14 protein-coding genes and 1 pseudogene are annotated in these 15,719 nt (G+C 46.6%); 8 read left to right on the top strand and 7 right to left on the bottom strand.

Features of this window, described 5'->3' with window-relative positions:
* Positions 1–15: 15 nt before the first annotated feature.
* Complete coding sequence (locus B5D35_RS15970; RefSeq protein WP_078753539.1) at positions 16–1,176, bottom strand: AAA family ATPase; 1,161 nt, start codon at positions 1,174–1,176, stop codon at positions 16–18.
* Positions 1,177–1,406: 230 nt separating this feature from the next.
* Between B5D35_RS15970 and B5D35_RS15965 the strand changes: the two genes are divergently transcribed.
* From B5D35_RS15965 to glcF, 3 genes are read left to right on the top strand one after another with little or no spacing between them, the layout of a single operon-like run.
* Positions 1,407–2,840 carry an FAD-linked oxidase C-terminal domain-containing protein gene (locus tag B5D35_RS15965; RefSeq protein WP_078753538.1) on the top strand — a complete coding sequence of 478 codons (1,434 nt, stop codon included), beginning with the start codon at positions 1,407–1,409 and terminating at the stop codon, positions 2,838–2,840.
* A complete protein-coding gene (gene glcE / locus B5D35_RS15960; protein WP_078753537.1) occupies positions 2,833–3,903 on the top strand; it encodes a glycolate oxidase subunit GlcE in 1,071 nt (356 codons plus the stop codon). The genes B5D35_RS15965 and glcE overlap by 8 nt, the downstream gene beginning before the upstream one ends.
* A complete protein-coding gene (glcF, locus tag B5D35_RS15955; RefSeq protein WP_078753536.1) occupies positions 3,900–5,138 on the top strand; it encodes a glycolate oxidase subunit GlcF in 1,239 nt (412 codons plus the stop codon). Before glcE ends, glcF begins: the two co-directional genes overlap by 4 nt.
* A gap of 85 nt (positions 5,139–5,223) precedes the next feature.
* Here glcF and B5D35_RS15950 read toward each other — a convergent pair whose 3' ends face one another.
* The 4 genes from B5D35_RS15950 to B5D35_RS15935 all read right to left on the bottom strand — a co-directional run bounded on the left by B5D35_RS15950 (position 5,224) and on the right by B5D35_RS15935 (position 7,242).
* Positions 5,224–5,460 carry a hypothetical protein gene (locus B5D35_RS15950; protein WP_078753535.1) on the bottom strand — a complete coding sequence of 79 codons (237 nt, stop codon included), beginning with the start codon at positions 5,458–5,460 and terminating at the stop codon, positions 5,224–5,226.
* Between the two features lie 34 nt (positions 5,461–5,494).
* Entirely contained in the window at positions 5,495–5,878 is a 384-nt protein-coding gene (locus B5D35_RS15945) for an AraC family transcriptional regulator (RefSeq protein ID WP_078753534.1), read from the bottom strand.
* 3 nt (positions 5,879–5,881) lie between these two features.
* A complete protein-coding gene (locus B5D35_RS15940; protein ID WP_078753533.1) occupies positions 5,882–6,358 on the bottom strand; it encodes a helix-turn-helix domain-containing protein in 477 nt (158 codons plus the stop codon).
* 173 nt (positions 6,359–6,531) lie between these two features.
* A complete protein-coding gene (locus tag B5D35_RS15935; protein ID WP_078753532.1) occupies positions 6,532–7,242 on the bottom strand; it encodes a cation efflux transmembrane domain-containing protein in 711 nt (236 codons plus the stop codon).
* Between the two features lie 186 nt (positions 7,243–7,428).
* Between B5D35_RS15935 and B5D35_RS15930 the strand changes: the two genes are divergently transcribed.
* The 4 genes and pseudogenes from B5D35_RS15930 (at position 7,429) to B5D35_RS15915 (ending at position 12,615) form a co-directional block, all read left to right on the top strand.
* Positions 7,429–8,313 (top strand): LysR family transcriptional regulator, encoded by an 885-nt coding sequence (locus B5D35_RS15930; protein WP_078753531.1) that lies wholly within the window; start codon positions 7,429–7,431, stop codon positions 8,311–8,313.
* 96 nt (positions 8,314–8,409) lie between these two features.
* A pseudogene (locus tag B5D35_RS15925) lies at positions 8,410–9,332 on the top strand (M14 family metallopeptidase).
* A gap of 182 nt (positions 9,333–9,514) precedes the next feature.
* Positions 9,515–9,904, top strand: coding sequence for a phosphate-starvation-inducible protein PsiE (locus B5D35_RS15920; protein ID WP_078753530.1), 390 nt, complete (start codon positions 9,515–9,517; stop codon positions 9,902–9,904).
* Positions 9,905–10,197: 293 nt separating this feature from the next.
* Positions 10,198–12,615 carry a family 20 glycosylhydrolase gene (locus B5D35_RS15915; protein WP_078753529.1) on the top strand — a complete coding sequence of 806 codons (2,418 nt, stop codon included), beginning with the start codon at positions 10,198–10,200 and terminating at the stop codon, positions 12,613–12,615.
* 70 nt (positions 12,616–12,685) lie between these two features.
* On the opposite strand, the gene B5D35_RS15910 is transcribed toward B5D35_RS15915, so the two are convergent.
* Positions 12,686–13,306: a 3'-5' exonuclease gene (locus B5D35_RS15910; protein ID WP_170915202.1), complete on the bottom strand. Its 621-nt coding sequence runs from the start codon at positions 13,304–13,306 to the stop codon at positions 12,686–12,688.
* A 288-nt stretch (positions 13,307–13,594) separates the two neighbouring features.
* On the opposite strand from B5D35_RS15910, the gene B5D35_RS15905 reads away from it, so the two are divergent.
* Complete coding sequence (locus B5D35_RS15905; RefSeq protein WP_078753527.1) at positions 13,595–14,188, top strand: hypothetical protein; 594 nt, start codon at positions 13,595–13,597, stop codon at positions 14,186–14,188.
* 89 nt (positions 14,189–14,277) lie between these two features.
* Here B5D35_RS15905 and nrfA read toward each other — a convergent pair whose 3' ends face one another.
* The gene (gene nrfA / locus B5D35_RS15900) at positions 14,278–15,711 is read right to left on the bottom strand and encodes an ammonia-forming nitrite reductase cytochrome c552 subunit (RefSeq protein ID WP_078753549.1); all 1,434 of its coding nucleotides are present in this window, start codon (positions 15,709–15,711) and stop codon (positions 14,278–14,280) included.
* Between the last annotated feature and the right edge of the window lie 8 nt (positions 15,712–15,719).

The following is a 15,719-nucleotide window of genomic DNA, read 5'->3' as shown; positions in this document are numbered from 1 at the left end:
ACCAAACACCAACATTTAGTCTGGCCAATGCCAATTTGGCGTATCCAACATTCCTTGCCCTTGAACTTCGGTCTGTCCGAGTACCTTCTCCAACGCTATGGCATTACAATCAGGATGTGCATTCAATGCGTTGATCAATCTATTCGCATGGGAAATGACCCAAACTTGAGAGTGCTGGGAGGCGTGCCCTATTAAACGCGCCAACGCAGGCAGCAAGTCAGGATGCAAGCTGGTTTCGGGCTCATTGAGCACCATTAACGAAGGCGGACGTGGCGTGAGTAATGCTGCCACCCAAAGTACAAACCGCAATGTCCCATCAGAGAGCTCGGCCCCCGAGAGCGGACGCAACAAGCCCTTTTGAAAAAATTGAATCGAAAAGCGTCCATCTTCGCTAGAGATAACCGTCAGGTGGCAGCCAGGAAAAGCATCCTCAATGGCACGATCCAAGGCTTCCTTGTCGCCAATTTCAATAATGGTCTGAAGTGCGGCCGCCAGATCTCGACCATCGTGATGGAGAATCGGTGTCCTCGTACCGAGTTGAGGTTTCCTCGCAGGTGCATCAGCATCCGTTCTGAAGTGATCGTAAAATCGCCAGCTCCTGATCATCTCGCGCACATGAAAAACTTCTGCAGCCGAGCTGGGATCAGCATGGGCGTCAAACAAGCTGTCATAACTTGGAATATGTTGGGAAGCCACCTCCCACTGACGGCCATCCCTGATTTTTACAAGGCTCCCTTTTCGTTCGACCAAACAGCTCGCAGGTCGATAGTAGGGGCCATTGAATATGGTTTCCTGCTTAATTTCAGGGTAAAAACAGAAAGCCGAGTTAGACGGCGTGGGTAAGCCCAACGATATCGCATAGCCAAAAGTCTCACTGGAAAAACCCATTTTCAGGCGTATAACGTTTTTGCGTGTGCTTCCCTGTACATCAACCTCTCCACGACGCATCGCACCTGATATTTCTTCCGGCCCCGCCCAATATGTGGAGTGAAGACCGCCTTCTTCAGCCAACGAATTGATGACGCCACCCGATGCGGTTTTCGCCAAAAGGCGAAGCGCTTTATAGAGGTTCGATTTTCCACTGCCATTCGGCCCCGTGATAAGGTTCAAAGGCCCTAATGGGATAGTGAGGCTCATGATTGAGCGGTAATTTTCAATGGATAGGGTTGTTAACATGGACGCATCACACCAACTGTTTTTATATACAGTATCACCACAATAAACTGCTTTTCAACCCGGCGCCCTCGGATTAACACAGTTTGGCAATAGTGAATTGCCCGCCCTACTTGTTGCGGTGTGAATCAGAGATCATCCACACTTTTCAGAATGGCGTAAGGAATACGCCACAAAGCACAACATTCTCAGCTAGGGTTTGATCATTACAAAAAGGATTGATAGGAGCCAGTATGGAAACAATGTTGTATCAATCACTTATCGATGTCGTGGGTGCAGAATTTGTTATCGCAGATAAAGAAACCATGCGCCCTTATGAGTGTGATGGCCTGTCTGTGTATACCGCGCTGCCTGACTACGTAGTATTACCCGCGAATACTAATGAGGTGATGGCGGTTATATCTCTCTGTTTTCAAATGAATATCTCCGTCGTTGCCCGTGGACCGGGAACGGGATTATCAGCGGGAGCACTTCCGCTAAAAGGTGGCATATTACTTTCACTCGCCCGTTTTAATCGTATTTTATCTATCGACACTGACAATGGCGTCGCCCATGTTCAACCCGGTGTGCGAAACCTTGCTATTTCCGAAGCGGCCTCGCCTCATGGACTCTATTACGCCCCGGATCCTTCATCACAAATCGCCTGTTCAATCGGGGGAAACGTCGCCGAGAATGCGGGGGGTGTCCACTGTCTTAAATATGGCCTTACGGTTCACAATATCGTCTCGCTGGTCATCGTTACTGCTGAGGGGAAACGTATAAATATTGGCGCAGCCAGTGCAGACATTGCTGGGTTTGACCTTATAGCCCTTTTAACCGGTTCTGAGGGCATGCTAGGTATTGTGACTGAAATGAAAGTCAAACTTCTCCCCACCCCTAACATTGCCAAAGTCGTGCTTGTCGGTTTTGATTGCATCGAGAAAGCGGCCAATGCTGTCAACGATGTTATTAGTCAGGGGATCATCCCTGCGGGGCTGGAAATGATGGATGGCTATGCCATCAAAGCAGCAGAAGACTTTGCCAATGCGGGTTACCCTACCGATGCAGAGGCGCTGCTTTTATGCGAACTGGATGGGGATGAAGAGGAAGTTAAGCAGCAAATTGAAGCTGTAACTCAAATTTTCCAACAAGGCGGCGCAACATACCTTCGCGTTTCGACCAATGAAGCAGAACGTGCGCTGATATGGAAAGGCCGTAAATCTGCCTTCCCCGCCGTTGGGCGAATATCGCCAGACTATTACTGCATGGATGGCACGATTCCTCGTCGCGAGCTGGCGAACGTGCTGACGAAGATCCACCAGCTTTCCCGCTATTATGGGTTACGGGTAGCCAATGTCTTTCATGCGGGAGACGGCAACCTTCACCCCTTGATTTTATTCGATGCCAATGTTCCCGGAGAGCTTGAAAAAACGGAAACCTTTGGTGCTGATATCCTCAAAGCCTGCGTAGAAGCAGGTGGCTGCATTACAGGCGAACACAGTGTCGGCATAGAGAAAATCAACGAAATGCATCACCAATTTAGTGACGCGGAACTCGAACAATTTCATCGAATTAAACGCGCGATGGATCCGAAAGAAATCCTCAATCCTGGAAAAGGTATTCCTCAACCGAAACATTGTCAGGAACACAGAACCTTGATGATGTCGAAAGGAAGTCATCATGAGTGATATCACTAAAGCGCTCATCGAGCAGGTTCACGATGCAATATCGGATAAGTCACCGCTCAATATCATTGGAGGAAACTCCAAAGCTTTCTATGGACGCGCCCCGCAAGGAGAATCTATTTCTGTGTCGCCACACAGCGGCGTCGTCTCTTATCTTCCGTCGGAATTGGTCATTACAGCGCGGTCAGGCACCAAAATCTCTGACATTCAGGCCTTACTCGCCCAACAAAATCAGATGCTGGTCGGTGAGCCTCCAGCATTTAACGGGGCCGCAACATTAGGCGGCGCTGTCGCCACAGGGCTCAGCGGTGCATCCAAGCCATTTTCTGGGTCGCTTCGTGATGCAATATTAGGTATCAAACTTATCAATGGCTACGCTGAACACTTACGCTTTGGTGGCCAAGTAATGAAAAATGTCGCCGGCTATGATGTTTCTAGACTTCAAGCAGGTGCTTTGGGTTCATTTGGAATACTCACCGAAATCAGTTTGCGGGTTAAACCCATCCCTGCTGACACTATCACCCTTACTAAAACAGTTTCGGCGCAGGATGCATTAAAGGAATTGCGCAAACTATCGTCAAGTGGCGCACCCATCAGTGGCGGCGCATGGTTTGATGGTGTGCTTTATATCCGCCTTTCAGGATCATCCCCTTCCGTTAAATTAGCGAAAACAACGCTCGGCGGTGACCTTCTCGAAAATGCAGATCTTTTCTGGCGGGCAATCCGAAATTTCCGCCACCCTTTTTTTAAACAACGTGACGACCTATATCGTCTATCCATCGCTCCCGCCTCACCTCACCTTCAAGACGTTAAAGACACATTCATAGACTGGGCGGGCGCTGTGCGTTGGGTTCACGCACATTCTCCATTCTCTGAGATCTCGGCGTTAGCCGAACAATATGGCGGACACGCAATGCGCTTTAGGGAAAATGCCGAACACGCAGAATGCTTTCATCCACTGCCTGAGGCATCTAAAAACGTTCATAAATCGCTAAAACTCGCGTTTGACCCCGAACATATTTTTAACGCAGGGCGTCTTTATTCTTGGTTGGGGAGTCACGGATGAAAACATCAATTCACGACGACATACTCCAAATTCAAGCAGGGCAAAAAGCTGAAGAGATCCTTCGAAAATGCGTGCATTGTGGATTCTGCAATGCCACTTGCCCGACCTATCAAGAGCTCAATGACGAGAGAGACGGCCCCAGAGGGCGTATTTACCTGATTAAAAGTATGCTTGAAGGCAATGAAGTATCAGAGAAAACGCAACGACACCTCGACCAGTGTCTGACTTGCCGAAGCTGTGAAACAACCTGTCCGTCAGGCGTTGAATACAGCAAACTTCTTGATATTGGCAGAGAACATCTCGAAAAACGCATACCCCGTCCTATAAAAGAAAGGTTCACTCGATTTCTGCTGACTCGGCTTTTACCTCATCGCACATTGGTGACTGTCGGCTATCACACTTTGCTAAAAATCAAACCGCTCCTTCCCACGTTTTATCAAGCCAAACTTCCGGGGAAAAAGCGCACCAAAGCGGTTTCTGATCACACCACCACGCGCACCATGATTGGCTTTCAAGGCTGTGTACAATCGGCATTGACACCTGAAACACTGAATGCTGCTAAATTCGTGTTACGCCATTTTGGTATCAACCTCGTCAGACTTAAAAAAGAAGGCTGCTGCGGGGCATTAAATTTGCATCTCTCAGAGCGTGACCGCGCGATCAAACAGGCAAAGGACAATATCGATGCATGGTGGCCCGCTATCGAAAATGGCGCAGAAGCCATTGTCATTTCGGCCTCGGGCTGTGGCGTCAGTATTAAAGAATATCCTCACTTATTTTTGGGTGATAAAGACTATAACTTTAAAGCCAGAAAAGTCGTGTCTTTAGCAAAGGACCTCAGTGAAATCGTCGCTAACGAAGACATTGAATCACTGTCGTTGCAAGACGACGATCAACGCATCGCCATCCACTGCCCTTGTACACTTCAACATGGACTGAAACTGAATAGCGTATACGTATCGGTATTTAACCGGCTCGGATTAACCACGGTGAATACCGCAGAAGATCATCTTTGTTGTGGTTCAGCGGGGAGCTATTCGTTACTACAGCCCGATCTCAGCAATCGACTAAAACAGCGTAAATTGAAAGCACTAACGCAAGACACGCCGGATCTCATCGTGACCGCTAACATAGGCTGCCAATTGCACTTAGACGCTGATTCCGAAACACCAGTGAAGCATTGGATTGAAGTGATTGCCGAGCGATTGGAGAGTAAAAAAACACCTGACCATTGAGGTGCATTTACTTTCGGAAAATCAGGTGTAAAAAGAGGTTGGCTGTGCTGTTTTTCACTCACCGCCGTGAGATCACGTTGACCTTTCAATCTCTTGTTGGTGTCCCAATGACACCATCAATATAGACGTACAAGGCGATAGGCATTGCAGTGAAAAAGTGCAGTTGCCACAACCCGTTTCCCCAAAATGACATACGCCCTTCAGACCAAAATCGTAATGCAATATTCATCGACTCACTAAACAACAGCAGGATACAAACCGCAATAACGTAATAGATGCCCAACTCATACGCCTGCCTCAACAGCCATTTCATATTTTTCATAAGCGCATACCAAGGCTTCCTTGCATCATCTCGACTATTCAATCGGTAAATAGATGTCAGCTATTGCTTCAGGCTCTGGAACAAATGGAAAGAAACTTACCCTTTCTAGCGTTAACGGAGAATCGCGTAGGGTCTCACCCGATTGAGGAAGCCACTGCTCATAGAGATATCTCACGGCAATACCGATTGAATCACTGCTGCCCACAAATCGTGCTTTGGCGCATCGCCCGCTCGGCATCGTTTTTTTCTTAATATATCCACATGAGAAGTCGATATTCCCGTTATAGGTACAACCAATACCCATACGAAAGCGTGACTCATCGTCTATGTCATCGGGGTTATCGTAGCAAATGTTATAGATACGTGTTTCGTTATACCGGATATGTTGGGATTTCCGCCATTCTCTGAATTTCGCCACACTCTAGCCAATTTGCATGGGCGGCCCCTGATGTTCAAGCACCGCAATGTCTATGGCTTCAACATCGACAATGGATACATCAAATTGATTGGTGTTCATCGACGGATCATTCCGCGAACGATAAATAGCCTCAAAATGAATCCTCCATTTTTCCCAGTCAGGCGATACTCTAAATTCACTGGGTGAACGTTCAAACACGCGACGAAAAGCACGCGAGAAGGACTCGCTATTTTCATAGCAGCAATCCAAAGCAATCTCAGTGATCGATGTATCGGGATAATACACAAGTAGATAGGAGGCTTTCTTAAGTCGAAGTAAACGTACGTAATTCGCGACACTGACTCCATATCGGCTGGTGAATTGCCGATGAAAATGAAATTTTGATAAGCACGCGACGCGGCTAAGTCCCTCGACATCCAGTTTGGCGTCTAAATTAAGTTCTATAAACTCTCGTGCGGCTTCCAATCGTGAGTGCATCATCGCCTTATTCCATTCAACGTGTTCACTTTCTTTGCAAAGCCTACAGTAACAACCCGCTCGTGACCTGACTGTTATTGCTATTCGACATTTAGATATTGCCGTTTGAAATTTAGAGATACAACGAAAAAACGGCAGCCTAGGCTACCGTCTTGTTAATGCTTTTTCTTTGTGAGTCAAGCTGGAAGGCTTTGACGATTTTCATTTGTTTCTTGCTGATGCAAGCTCAACAATTTTTTCGATGACTCACCGATTAGTTTCACGGGCACTGTAGCAAAGTAAACTGAAGCCAGAATCACCATCATTGGGTCTGCATACACAGCATATTCACCATAGCCAGTCATTATCAGTACCGTTGCTGCCAAGAAGCCTACCAATACCGCGGCGCTAATAACCGTATCCATCAGCCATTGGCTAGATTCTGCTTTAAGGATATCTGACGGACGTTTACCAGAGTGATTGCTCACAACCTTATACGTTGCCAAACAACCTGCTACGTTAACAATACCGAACACCAAGGCAAAACCCGCGTTCACTTCTCGACCACCAGAAAACAATGCATCGAGTGCGGAAGCAAATGAAATCAAACACACAACAGCGACAGTCAAACCTTTAACTAGTACAACGAGAGATTCAATAACGGCTGCTTTCTGCTTAGAAATTGGCTTACTTTGTTTTCCATTTTTTGCTGACGGCTTGCGAATATATGTTGACGCTGCAAGAGCCATTAAAGAGAGTGCTAAACCGACCAGCGAGTAAGCTCCGTCGAAGACGATAACCATAGACCCCGCCCAAATACCGAGACCAATACCCAGTGCCGCAAAGCAAAAACAAGCAAAGGTAGAAAATTTCAGTAAGTTACGTTCTTTCGCATATTCACAAGACATAAATCCCCACAAGTGACAAAGTTATTGGCTCACACCTTTATGCTTAGGTGCTTGAACACACAATATCCCTCATCCAGGGATAACACGAGCCACTGAGCGACAACTTTTTCGTTGCCACCTCTTTACGCCAATATATTTAGAGTTAAAATTGTTTGCATCAGAATGTGATGAAAATGCAGGCAGCACATGAAAAGCAGTCAGATCGAAATGTTCCTCACCGCCGTTGAAACTGGCTCCATTGCGGGGGCAGCTCGCGAGCTCGAAAAAAGCCGTACTACCGTGAGTGCTGCAATCAGTGCGTTGGAAGATAACCTGGGTGTCGAACTGCTTTCGCGCTCGGGTAACAGCGTTTTATTAACGGACGTGGGTAAAATGATCCACGATGATTGCGAGCGATTATTGCAAGCCGTTCATGACATAGAAGCGAAATGCCGACAATTTGAAAGCGGCATTGAATCCGCATTAAGGATCGGCCGTGATGACGCCCTTCCCGAATCGTTTTGGCGTGCCACTATGCGTGAGGTTCACCGCTTATTTCCTGAATCCAGCGTCTCTCTGTATGTTGCGCCACCGCCAGAACTCTATGAAATGGCGGATGAAAATATGATTGATGTCGCTTTTGGCCTCTTACCAGAAACCCGCGCATTCGGACGCATTAATCGAAAGAAGCTCGGCCAAGTACGAATGATGTCTGTGGTGCATAAAGACCATCCCCTTGCGGCGGTTAAAAGGGTTCAGCGTGCTGATTTAGAACGATACACTGAGGTCACCTTAGCCTATGTCGATGACGAAGGTCTAAAAGCGCTAGACCCAATATCTCCGCACTACATTGCGCTTCCATTTTATGAACACCTTCGTGATGCCGTTCTAGATGGTTCGGGTTGGGCCAATGTGCCATCAGCACTACTGCGAAAATACCTCCGAAGTGGGACCTTGCAAGTACTCAAACACTCCAATGCAATGCAATGGCAACCTTATGGTGAAATCACTGCGATGGACGCACGAGGGGGGGCACTGACAGCATGGCTATCAGATCGATTGGAAAACTATCTTGTTGCAGAAGCTGAATAAAGCCTCGCCAATCAACCGAACCAAGGCCGATTAGTCATTGCAGTCAAGGTACACGGTGGTACTCTCTTTGAGTAAATAACCATTAAGGAAACGAGAATGAGCACATCAAACACATTCCCAATTGGCACGTTTGGCCAACCATGGGGGGACGAAGAAAAAGCGCAATGGCTGTCAACAACCAGCATAAAGCGCAGTTATAACGATGATGTGATCACCAAAATCGACGCACTGAGCGATCGATTTGATATCACCCAATATGGTGCTTTATCTTTCGACAGCGAACGCTACCCTCAGTTTGGTATTCGCAGCCGCCACTTTGATGCGTCAAAACCAACCATTCTTATCACAGGCGGCGTACACGGTTATGAAACCAGTGGTGTACACGGTGCACTGCAATTTCTTGATACTGAAGCACAGCATTTCACGGAACACTTCAACTTCGTCGTTGCCCCGTGTGTCAGCCCATGGGGTTATGAAACCATCAACCGCTGGAACCCTCATGCTGTAGACCCAAACCGTTCATTCGTAGAAAACAGCCCCGCGGAAGAATCTGCCAATGTCATGGCATTCGTAAATGGCTTAGGCATCAATATTTTCTGCCATATTGATCTTCACGAAACGACAGATACTGACGAATCAGAGTTTCGTCCCGCACTCGCGGCTCGTGACGGAAAAGAATACGAAGAAGATGAGATTCCAGACGGTTTCTATCTGGTCGGCGATAGCGATATGCCAAACACTGCGTTTCAAACTGCAATCATCGATGAAGTGCGTAAAGTGACGCACATTGCTCCACCAGACAGCAAAGGCAACATTATCGGAGCCCCGATTGAGCAGAAGGTGTCATCAACTATCCAACGAAAAAACTTGGCTTGTGTAGCGGCTTCACCCAATGCCAATACGGCACGACAACCGAGGTGTATCCTGACAGCCCGAAAGTGACTGACCAAGAGTGTAATGATGCACAAGTTGCGGCAATTCGCGGTGCGCTGAATTACCTGCTCACCAACAACAATTAGTGCGTCGATTTTGACAATGTATTAGCCACCGTACGATGGCTTTTTAATTTTGCAGCCTTTCTACTTTGATGGCAGACCCGCGACAAAACCTCCCGTAAAGCATTCGTTTACTCTCACCTTTGAAACGGCAGTCTTTGGCATTTCATCACTACACTGCTCAGAAGCCACAGGGACTGAGCTTTATGTTGAAACAAAGTGCGACCATTAAAATCATCCACTCGCTTGAGCATCTCGTTCTTTCGCTCATCGTGATTGCCACGACTTACGCCATCGGCGAAGAGATCTACATGGTGATTGTGAACGGCACTGTCACGGTCGGTGACCTTCTGCTCATGTTCATCTACCTCGAAGTGTTGGCCATGGTGTCTATTTTCTTCGAGTCGGGTAAAGTTCCTGTGAGAATGCCGCTTTACATTGGCATCGTTGCGTTAGCACGTTATTTAATTCTGGATCTTGATTGGCGAATTATCACCATCTCTATCGCGGGTCTCATTATGGCAATCAGCGTGTTTATCATCCGCGTAGGCCATGTAAAATTCCCCTACCCTACAAATTCAAATGTCGAAGACTGAGGCCCTGCGTTTATTGTCATTAAACGCAACCGATTAATTTCCGTTAAGAATTAATCCCCCACCATTTATCCTTTTTTGACTGAAGATCACAACGTTGAAGATGGTGTGCGTCTAACCTCAACATCCCGAAATTAAAGGGATAAACTAAAAACGTGACCCCTGCAATACTTGCAGAACGCTGTACCTTATATTTTCGGTTAATTATCACATTCCGCGATAAATCGTATTGTTGAGCACCCTTTTAATTTATAGGTTGAAATAAATTAAACACCCTAAAAATAAAAAGGATAATTATGAAAAAGTCTGTACTCAGCCTTATTGTTTCTTCGATTCTTTTCGCTCCTGCTGTTTTGGCTGATGCGCCTAACACTGATCTCCAACTGATGCCTTATCCGAAAGAAGTAACCTTGCTTCAGGGTAAAACAGAAATCGATCAGGACTTTTCAATTTTCATTTCAGGACACCATTCTGAGCGCGTTGAAAAGCTCAGTCAGCGCATCATAGATCGCGTGCAAAAACAAACCGGTCTTCTGCTGAAAAAACCCATTGCCTCCCATCAATCTGATGCGACACTGATTATCAATGTTAAACAGGCATCCGCATCTAACGTACAAACGATTGATACAGACGAGTCATACACACTTACCAGCAAAAATGGACAGATTACCTTAGCGGCTGATTATACCGACGGCGTGATCGATGGAGCCGAAACATTCCTTCAGCTCATTACTTTTAATGACGCACTAACATATATCCCTAATGTGAAAATTGATGACGAACCACGATTCAAACATCGTGGATTGCTGATCGACTCTTCACGCCATTTTGTTGAATTGGAAACCATTAAACGCCAAATCGATGGCATGGCCTCTGCAAAACTCAACGTACTACACTGGCACTTAACCGATGACCAAGGTTGGCGTATCGAGTCTAAGGCTTATCCATTGTTGCAAGAGACATCTTTAGGCGGTCAGTTTTATACACAAGAAGAACTCAAAGAAGTGGTTAACTATGCCCGTGATCGAGGGATTCGTGTTGTACCAGAAATCAACTTACCGTCTCATGCTAGCCAAATTGTAAAAGCGTATCCGAACTTAGGTTCAGGCGATCCTGACACTTACAACGGAACCATTGAATGGGGTGTATTCCCGCCGCTGCTTGACCCAACCAACCCAGAAGTGTTTGAGTTTGTTGACGCCATAGTTGCCGAGATGGCAGAAATCTTCCCAGACAAATCTCTGCACATTGGTGGTGATGAACCAATGTACGGTGAGTGGGAAGAAAACGATCGCGTTCAAGCGTATATGAAAGAGCACAACATTAAGGATGAGCGCGCATTGCAGGCCCACTTTAATGCGAAGGTACAGAAAATCCTGACCAAACACGGTAAAGAGATGAGCGGTTGGGATGAAATTCTTCATCCAGAACTTCCTAAGACTATCACTATCCAGTCTTGGCGTGGGCATGAGTCACTAGAGCACGCCGCTAACGAAGGCTATCAGGGTATCTTGTCAACGGGGTACTATATTGACCAACCTCAGCCAACGGATTATCACTACCGCAATGACCCAATCCCAACAGGATTAACGGTCGATGACGCTCTCCATTCGGGCGAAACGTTTGAGACTTATACGTGGAGTAAACCACGTGGTAAGGGCTCAGATCGCACGGGCACACTCACTATCATCACAGGTAAAGACGGCAAGGCTCGCGCATTCACTGATTACGCTGGCAAACCTCGCGCAGAAGTGTTCATTACAGAGTATGAAGCGGGTAAACGTTTCGTGGGACACTTCGATAACTTTATGTCCTACACCAATTTCGTTCTCGATATGGACGACGGTGAAATTCAAGCGGACACCTCTTACCAAGTCGTCGGTAACGTTCGCTGGCCAACCTCCGGCGAGAAAACTGCAGGCTCTGATATCAAAAACTCAGAAATCCCCGAACACACACGTCCATTCGCATTGCCAAAAGAGTTAGAAAACAAAATTCTTGGCGGCGAAATGACACTGTGGGCCGAAAATGTATCTGATGAAACACTGGCCGTTCGCCTCTACCCTCGCGCTTATGCGATTGCAGAGCGATTCTGGTCACCCAAAGAACTGACTGATGAAAATTCCATGTTCGAACGCATGCAATCCGTCTCGTCTTGGGCAACGGTTTCTGTCGGCCTGGAACACGAAACGAGCCCTTACACTATGCGAGTAAGACTGGCTGGCACCACGGACGTTACGCCGCTTAACGTTCTCGCTACCTACCTTGAACCTGCTCAGTACTACGCGCGAAATTGGATTAAGTTCAACAATGGTGTGTACCACCAATTTGAACGTCTGAACCGTTATGTGGATACACTGCCGGTTGAGTCATACCGAATTCGTGCGATGGAAAAATTGGCGCAATCTACGCAAGATGAAGACACACGTACATTGCTAGAAGACTTCAACACCATTGTGCAAAATCATGATGCCGTCGTATCAATGATGAAAGCCAACCATTCAATGAAGGATTCAGTGGCTGCGGCCGATGCTGCCAAACAAATGGCTGAACTAGGCAAGAAACTGGCGACGTTAAAACTTGAAGGTAAAACGGTGTCCCAAAAGGACTACTCTGAATTTGCTAAACAGATTTCCATTGCTGCCCAGCCGCATGACGAAATCATTGTGGCGTTAGTTCGTCCGGTTGAAATGTTGCTCGGCTCAATAAAGTAAGCGGGAATACATTGCGTTAAGAGAAAGCCACATTATGTGGCTTTTTTTTGAAAAGCGGTTTTCTTTGGTATTAACGACGTGTTTTTAACAGCAAGCTTGGTACCGCACCTTTGCTTGTTTTGCTGATGGTTTGCATCAAACCAAAACTTGGATTCGCAATGTTCTTTTGCGCTAACTCATCCAGCATCAACAGCCACAGCTTCGCCGTCATCTCGGCATCTGCTAACGCGCGGTGGAAAACCCCGTCATTGTCGATTTGCTTATAACGTACCAAATCACCCAACTTATGCGTAGGAGAATCTTGAATTAAGCGTCGGGCAATCAGCATCGAACAAGCAAACTGACCCGAATACCGAATATTCAGCCTTTCCAATTCCGCATCAAGAAATCGCTTATCAAAAGACGCATTGTGCGCGACTAAATGGGCACTTCCCATAAATTCAGCGAACTGAGACATAACCTCTTCACAACTCGGTGCAGTGCGAAGCATATTGTTGGTAATACCGGTATAGCTTTCGATAAAGCTACTGACACGAAAGCCAGGATTCATCAATTGCTGAAAGGTGTCTACCACGTCTCCGTTCACCAGCTTAACGGCACCAATTTCAATCGCACGGTCACCCTGATTGGGAGAAAGCCCCGTGGTTTCGAAATCGAGCACGACTACTGTATTGGCGGGTGTTAAGGGCATAGAAGAAACCATGAAAATAAGAATAAAGAATGTCGGCAGAGTATACCGAGAAATGTGGGTTTCTAGCAGGTTTTCTGCTGCTCTAACCGAATTCTCAGAAGAGAGTAGCAAGGTCAGCGCGTTCTCGTAAGGTGCGTACTAATGAGCATACCGTGATGGTAGATTTCCACCTAAATTACGATTAATCAATAACACCTCACTGTTTTAACATTTCTTTGCGATAGCTATTGAACACTAACGCTTATCGGGTGACGATTCTTACATCCAAAACACAGAGCGAACGCCTCAATGACACTCAATGTCTATAAACGAAAAGCCAACATGTCAAAAGCCTGTTTACCCCTCACTGTGTTTGCCTTAATTGGATTTATATCGACGACCGTTTATTTCTCATTAGGTGATCCAGCGCTTGCCCTGATAGATAAAAACCAATTAAAAACAAACAGCACCGTAAATTCTGAGCCGGAATTGCAAAGGCTTCAAACCGCACTTCGTGATGATAAACAAAATGGCCAATTATGGTTCCAACTCGGTAACGAATATATGGCGCAGGGCGAATTTGATAACGCAACCTTGGTTTACCAATATGCAGAACGACTATCTGATTCACCGAATGCCGATATCTATGCAGCTTTGGCGAGTGCACGGTATTACAACATGAACCAAAAACTCGACAAGACCGCATCAGCTTGGATAAATAAAGCCTTAGCCATTGATAGTAACCATGTACCAGCACTCACTGTGATAGCATCTGACCACTATCTCTCCGCACGTTATCAAGACGCCATTGATGCTTGGGTAAGAATTTTGGACACCAATAACCCTACCGCGAATAGAGTGAATATTATCCGCTCAATCAATCAAGCAAAATCGATGCTGTAAGAAGACGTTAACGTTGGATTAATCCAATAAAAAGGGCCCAATCTTGGGCCCTCGTTGTAATTAATACTCTTTAGAACACTCTTATCAGCCTAGTAAGATGCCTCTCTCACTTCGGCTTTTTCTTCCCACGCAGGAATAACTGTTTTCAGAAATGCTTCTTTCTCTGCATTCATCGTTTCCATATCCATACCCAATGCTGCTTGCGCCGCTTCTTTCGTGGAGATATCTGGAATGACGATAGGATCGGTAATGCCTTTCGTTGCGAGTAAGCGCACCAGTTTCGTACGTGCATCTGCGGCTCTGTCAACGGCAGTGCCCAATACTTGCAGTGCTATCTCAGGGGCATGCATATGAACACCATGAGAAGCGATTGCATAATCCCAACGCCATTGGGCGTGTCGAATATCTTGAAGGATCGGTGCCATTTCGCTTTCCGTTGCACCCGCTTCCCATGCAGCTGCCGCTTCAAAATGCGCCGCCACAATATGCTTCTCCGCCGTCAACTTCATGTTTAGCACTTGCATTTTACGGGTTGAAACGATTTCTTGCAGAGTGGCTTTATCTTGGGTGTGGCATTGTGCACAGGTGTACTCAAACTGATCAAACGGGTTGCCGATTTTATGGTCAGTGTATACAACGCCTTTTTCGTTTTGCACTTTAGGCATGTGGCAATCAATACAACCTACGTCGTTCTTGCCGTGTATGCCATCACGCCAGGTTTCGAATTCAGGGTGCTGCGCTTTCAACATTGGCGTTTTGGAGAGTTTATGCGTCCAATCTTTGAAGCCCAAATTGTCAAAATAGGACTCCATCTGGTCGACATTCGTCCCTTGTGCCCAAGGGAAAGTAACGGCTTTAGTTTCCCCGCCAAAATAATATTCAACATGGCATTGGCCGCACACCTGAGCTTGTTGGGTAAAACGACTTTGCTCTTCGAAAGGCTTATTAATAGCGTTCATCGCACGTTCAGCATAGGGACGAGACAGCTTGAGCGCAGGCTCACCTTTTGCGAAACCTTCACTGGCGGTGTCATGACAGTCAGCACAACCTATTGGGTTGCTGATTTCGTCACCTAGCCTTGCCCATTTACCGCTGAAATAGCCATCCTCTCCACGCTCTTCGATGACCCGTGCAACATCGGGGCTCTTACAACTCCAGCATGCCATTGGCATTGGGCCGGAGTTTTCATCTTGAGGAGCACCCGTACGTAGCGTGTTACGCACATCATCTAATGCGTAAAAATGTCCACGCGCTTTCTTATAATCTTTAGCAAAGCCATAACCCGCCCACATAATGACCATATTAGGATCTTCTGCGAGCGCATCTTCCAAATGCGCACTTTCGGAGGTAGCTTTCCAGGTTTGGTATTGATCTGAATGGGAAGTTTTAAACGTATCGTTTCTCGCCTCGACACGTGGCGTTTCTTTATTAATAGATTCAGCGTGTGCGCCAAGCGAATAGGCTTTGTTGCTTAAATCGATGGAACTAAATCTAGAAGCTACGATCTGATCGGCTACACCCATCAATCGTC

Origin of the sequence: Enterovibrio nigricans DSM 22720 (genome assembly GCF_900167155.1) — a bacterium.
In the GTDB taxonomy this organism is placed as follows: Bacteria; Pseudomonadota; Gammaproteobacteria; order Enterobacterales; family Vibrionaceae; genus Enterovibrio; species Enterovibrio nigricans.
Note: the sequence above shows the minus strand (reverse complement) of the source record. Positions and strands in the feature narration are given on the sequence as shown.

Excerpts from the sequence above, each read along its gene's own strand:
- B5D35_RS15940 (WP_078753533.1), bottom strand. The coding sequence starts at position 6,358 with ATGATGCACTCACGATTGGAAGCCGCACGAGAGTTTATAGAACTTAAT.
- B5D35_RS15935 (WP_078753532.1), bottom strand. The coding sequence starts at position 7,242 with ATGTCTTGTGAATATGCGAAAGAACGTAACTTACTGAAATTTTCTACC.
- B5D35_RS15965 (WP_078753538.1), top strand. The coding sequence starts at position 1,407 with ATGGAAACAATGTTGTATCAATCACTTATCGATGTCGTGGGTGCAGAA.
- B5D35_RS15905 (WP_078753527.1), top strand. The coding sequence starts at position 13,595 with ATGACACTCAATGTCTATAAACGAAAAGCCAACATGTCAAAAGCCTGT.
- nrfA (WP_078753549.1), bottom strand. The coding sequence starts at position 15,711 with ATGGGTGTAGCCGATCAGATCGTAGCTTCTAGATTTAGTTCCATCGAT.
- glcF (WP_078753536.1), top strand. The coding sequence starts at position 3,900 with ATGAAAACATCAATTCACGACGACATACTCCAAATTCAAGCAGGGCAA.
- B5D35_RS15915 (WP_078753529.1), top strand. The coding sequence starts at position 10,198 with ATGAAAAAGTCTGTACTCAGCCTTATTGTTTCTTCGATTCTTTTCGCT.
- B5D35_RS15910 (WP_170915202.1), bottom strand. The coding sequence starts at position 13,306 with ATGCCCTTAACACCCGCCAATACAGTAGTCGTGCTCGATTTCGAAACC.
- B5D35_RS15950 (WP_078753535.1), bottom strand. The coding sequence starts at position 5,460 with ATGAAAAATATGAAATGGCTGTTGAGGCAGGCGTATGAGTTGGGCATC.
- B5D35_RS15970 (WP_078753539.1), bottom strand. The coding sequence starts at position 1,176 with ATGTTAACAACCCTATCCATTGAAAATTACCGCTCAATCATGAGCCTC.
- B5D35_RS15920 (WP_078753530.1), top strand. The coding sequence starts at position 9,515 with ATGTTGAAACAAAGTGCGACCATTAAAATCATCCACTCGCTTGAGCAT.
- B5D35_RS15930 (WP_078753531.1), top strand. The coding sequence starts at position 7,429 with ATGAAAAGCAGTCAGATCGAAATGTTCCTCACCGCCGTTGAAACTGGC.
- glcE (WP_078753537.1), top strand. The coding sequence starts at position 2,833 with ATGAGTGATATCACTAAAGCGCTCATCGAGCAGGTTCACGATGCAATA.